Below are 4,330 nucleotides of genomic sequence, written 5' to 3'. Positions count from 1 at the left end.
TAAATACGATGCCAGCGGTTCGGTTTTTGCCATTGACTGGTACGATAAAAATCAGTGCCACAGCCCTAATCCGGACGTGCATGACAAAACGATGGGCCGGATTTTCAAGATTACCCACGAAAACGATCAATGGGTACAGGTTGATCTGACTAAACGATCGGATCTGGAGCTCGTGAAGTGCCAGCTGAATCCGAATGAGTGGTATGTGCGGCAGGCACGGTTGCTGTTGCAGGAGCGCGGAGGCAGTAAAAAGGTACACAAAGCCCTGAAGGAAATACTGAAAAATAACCCGGATGACACCCGCAAGCTGCGTGCGCTGTGGGCCCTGCACGTGACAAAAGGCCTGACAGAAAAAGAACTGACCGATCTGCTTGCCAGCGACAGTGAAAACGTCCGCAGCTGGGCGGTTCAGCTGTTGTGCGAAAACAAGCAGATTTCGCCGGAAACGCTCAAGCGCCTCAGTACGCTGGCACAACAGGATAACTCGGCCCTGGTGCGGCTGTATCTGACCTCGGGGATGATGCGGCTGGAGCCAAACCAGCGCTGGGATGTACTGAATGCGCTGATGCAGAAAGCGGAGGATAAAAATGATCATAACCTGCCACTGATGATCTGGTATGCCTTCGAACCGCTGGCGGCAGTTGATATGAAGCGCGNAACACCTGCCTTATACTATTCAGCGGATTGCGGCTATCGGCTCTGATGAGGCAAAAAAACTGCTGAAAGACCTGAATGACCGCGTGGGTAAACTGGATCACAGCCCCGAAAACCACGAAGTGATGATGGTGCTGGCTAAGGTGTTAAACGAATAAATGAAGAGGAACATGACCTTAAAAACAGGAACCAGGCTCCGGTTGAACGGGTTGGCTGCGCTGGCACTCGTTGTGGGGGTGACACAAAGCCACGCACAAGACTCGAAAGAAGCCTTTAAAATGCGGCAGAAGATGGCTGAGGGGACCGTTTCTGCCCCCGATAGCAAGACCGCAACGCCTGAAGGCAACTTCAGAAAAATTACGCTGACCCGTGATTTTCTTTCTGAAGGAGTAGCCGTTGCTGACCTGAATAAAGACGGCAAAATGGATATTGTCGCGGGCTACTACTGGTTTGAAGCCCCCGACTGGACCCGCCACGAAATGGCCCCGTCGCGGGTGTTCGACCCCCGCAAAGAATACAGTAACTCATTTCTTGACCTCGGAATGGATGTGAACCAGGATGGTTGGGACGATGTGGTGATCATCGACTTTCCGGGTAAGCCTGGTTTCTGGTTTGAGAATCCCGGTAAAAAAGGAGGGGAGTGGCCGAAACACATGCTGGCAGCGTCGATGGGCATTGCTAACGAGTCGCCGGGCTTTTTTGATATTGACGGCGACGGCCGGCTCGACATCCTGTGCGGCGACAAGGATAAAAAGCAGATTGTGTGGCTGAAAGCACCGGCTAAAAAAGGCGAAACGGAGTGGACGCGCTATCCGCTCAGTCAGGAAAATGTGCCGGGAACCGAGCCGTTTTCGCACGGCATCGGCTATGGGGATATCAACAACGACGGCATTAAGGATGTCATTATCCGGGAGGGCNGGTATTTCATCCGGCCAGCCTCGGCGAACCCTGCTCGCACATGCAGCTTCTGGACGTGAACGGCGATGGCAAAAAAGATGTAGTCAGCGCCTCGGCCCACGCCCTCGGCATCTGGTGGCACGAACAGGTGGTCGATGAGCAGGGAAAGCTAAACTTCAAAACCCACCTGATGAGTAACACAACTGCTCAGACCCATTCATCCATCATGGCGGATCTGAATGGCGACGGCCGCGCCGACTACATCACAGGTAAGCGGTTTCTGGCCCATCACGGCCGTGATCCGGGTGACAGTGATCCGGGCATTTTGCTCTGGTTTGAGTTTACACCCGGCAAGGCTCCGTTTTACAAAGAACATGTCATCGATAATGACTCCGGCTCGGGGCTCAACGTGGCAGTCCATGATATGAACGGCGATAAAAAGACGGACATCATTATTGCTAATAAAAACGGCGTGTTTTTGTTTTTGAATGAGATCCGGCAATAAGACACAGACCAACGTTATGATAACAAACCGTAGAACATTCATCGTGGCAGGCGGTGAATATCGGGGATATTGGTCATACCCTGCTGGAAACATATCTTCCTGAAACGGAAGTACGGTTATGGCCGTCCAGTCTCAGCAACGGTGTAAGGAACAGGGAAGGACGGCGCTGTAATCCTGGTACTCTGAAACGCGTAACGCCCCCTCAACAGTCCTGCTGAGGGGGCGTTACGTTGATTGGCAGATACTTATTTGCCTGGTTTCTTGAAGATGGTCTCATCAACCGGCGCATTAACCGTCACTTTGTTGGTAATAATGGATACGGTTCCCTGCGGGCTTGGAATTTCCATCAGGTGAGACAGTTTGATGCCCTCTACTTCTTTATAATCGCCCAGTGAGATTTCGGCTGTCTGGCCATTAACGGTGGCCACGATTTTGTTCACAAGGTAGGTATCGCCGTCCAGATACTGATCCGACACCTGGCCTCCTTTGGTCGTAACTTTCAGGTGGTGAGCTTCTTTTTTGCCGACTTTTTCTTTGCCGACATACTCAACGGTATTTCCTTTTTCCTTGTAATTGACCAGAGAACCAAACGGATCCAGTTGCGACGACGATTGCTTCAGTTCCGCGTCAGTCATGTCCTGTGGTTCACCGGTTCCGCCCATCATGGCCGGTTTAATTGTCCAGCCGGTAGTACCGTCAACTACACTGACCAGCTTGTTGCCCATAATGGTCGACTCGGTACGGAGTGATTTGCCGACCACAATAACAGACTTCGTCGGGAACTCCATGTTCGGAACCGCCAGTGACTGCTCCATCGTCAGAGACTTCACATTTTTGATCTTATCTGCGCCACCTAAAGCGGCAATGTGTTTGCTGACCACTTCATCAACCGTTGTTTGTGCAAAAGCACTTACCGACAGAAACAGCGACAAACCTGCAACGAGAATTTGATTAGTTTTCATGGTTTTGAACCTCCTTCCCCGTTAAATCGGGGTGTTACATGATGCCGGAGGCTAAGGCAGTTAGGTTAAAACTTTACTATTAATACGATAATGTGTGCAATATAAACATTAATCCATGTGATTAACGAGGGGTACCACCCGTTGGTGAGCTACCGGTCCCGCCCTGGCTGTTTCCGTCACTCTTCACGTCGTCGTTGTTGACGCCTTTGGCTTTTTTACGCGGAGCATCCATGGTCATTTTGCCGATTTTGTAGGTAAAGGTCAAACGTACCCCACGGTTATACAGATACACATCGTTGACCTGTGAGAACAGGGCTGAGTTCAGTACTGTATGGATGTTGAAGCGTTTGTTCATGAAGTTTTCGGCAGCCAGACCCACACTTCCTTTTTTGTTCCTGAAGTCTTTTTTCACCCCAACGGTATAGAATCCGAAACCGCCCTGCTTACCCTGTAACTGCACTTGCTGGCCTTGCAGGAAGCCGAAAGCCTGAGCCCCCCAGCCGTTTTTAAACTGGGCGGAGGCAAACGTACCACCGCTTACGTTCATACCCGAGTTGGTAACGGTCGATGAGCGTCCGTCGCGTCCGACAGCCTGACCGTTCAGACTGGTATAGAAGCCGTTGAAGAAGATACCGATGCTGATTTTAGACGTTGCTGCAATGTTGGTGAAGAGGTTCACCCCGTATGCCTGTTGGCGGCCGATGTTCTGATAGGTCGTTACGATAGCCCCGGCCAGGGTATCCGACGGCTTGCTGACCTGCGTGATGGCGTTGTTGGTCAGGCGGCCGAAGAACGTGGCATTTACAAAAGTTTTGCCGATGGTCTTGCTCAGGCCCAGTTCAAGGTTATTGGTCAGTTCAGGACGCAGGGCCGGGTTACCAATGGTAATCACCGATGGGTTGGCCGAATTAAAGTTCGGATTCAGCTGTTGCAGGCCCGGCCGTTGAATCCGGCGGTTGTAGCCCAGTTTGAAAGTCGTTCCCTTGATGGTTTTCGAGGCATTGATGCTTGGTACCAGTACTCCGTAGTCACCTACTCCAACAACGCCGCCTTCTTCCGTGCTGGCATCCAGGAAGGTGTGCTCGTACCGCAGACCTCCTTTAAAGGTATACCGTTTTTTGGTGGTGTACGTATACGAAGAGTAGGCGGCGGCAATGTTCTGGTGGTAAAGCAGCGCGCCCATCGTGTTGTTATTCTCTACCTTAAACTCTCCGGTCGGACCGGCAAGCAGGTATTTGTAATTGCTGTTTACTTCGCGGAAAATCCCTTTTGCCCCGAATTCCAGTTGCTGATTTTTGCTGATAGATGTCTG

General features: G+C 51.4%; 2 protein-coding genes and 2 pseudogenes. 2 read left to right on the top strand and 2 right to left on the bottom strand.

Translation table 11 applies throughout. The annotated features are described in order from the left end of the window. Both BLX24_RS29540 and BLX24_RS29535 read left to right on the top strand, forming a co-directional pair. Positions 1 to 812 (top strand): annotated as a pseudogene (locus tag BLX24_RS29540) (HEAT repeat domain-containing protein); the annotation flags it as partial. 132 nt (positions 813 to 944) lie between these two features. Further along, positions 945 to 2,056 (top strand): annotated as a pseudogene (locus BLX24_RS29535) (FG-GAP repeat domain-containing protein). Positions 2,057 to 2,301: 245 nt separating this feature from the next. Here the strand turns inward: BLX24_RS29535 and BLX24_RS29530 are convergent. Then, positions 2,302 to 3,018, bottom strand: a complete 717-nt coding sequence (locus BLX24_RS29530; protein ID WP_071506813.1) for a LolA family protein — start codon at positions 3,016 to 3,018, stop codon at positions 2,302 to 2,304. A gap of 121 nt (positions 3,019 to 3,139) precedes the next feature. Continuing rightward, a partial coding sequence (locus BLX24_RS29525; protein ID WP_143092877.1) for an outer membrane beta-barrel family protein occupies positions 3,140 to 4,330 on the bottom strand: 1,191 nt, incomplete at its 5' end.

The sequence above is a fragment of the Arsenicibacter rosenii genome, assembly GCF_001870735.1.
GTDB lineage: Bacteria > Bacteroidota > Bacteroidia > Cytophagales > Spirosomataceae > Arsenicibacter > Arsenicibacter rosenii.
The sequence above is the reverse complement of the archived record's forward strand: the minus strand, read 5'-3'. Positions and strand labels throughout refer to the sequence as shown.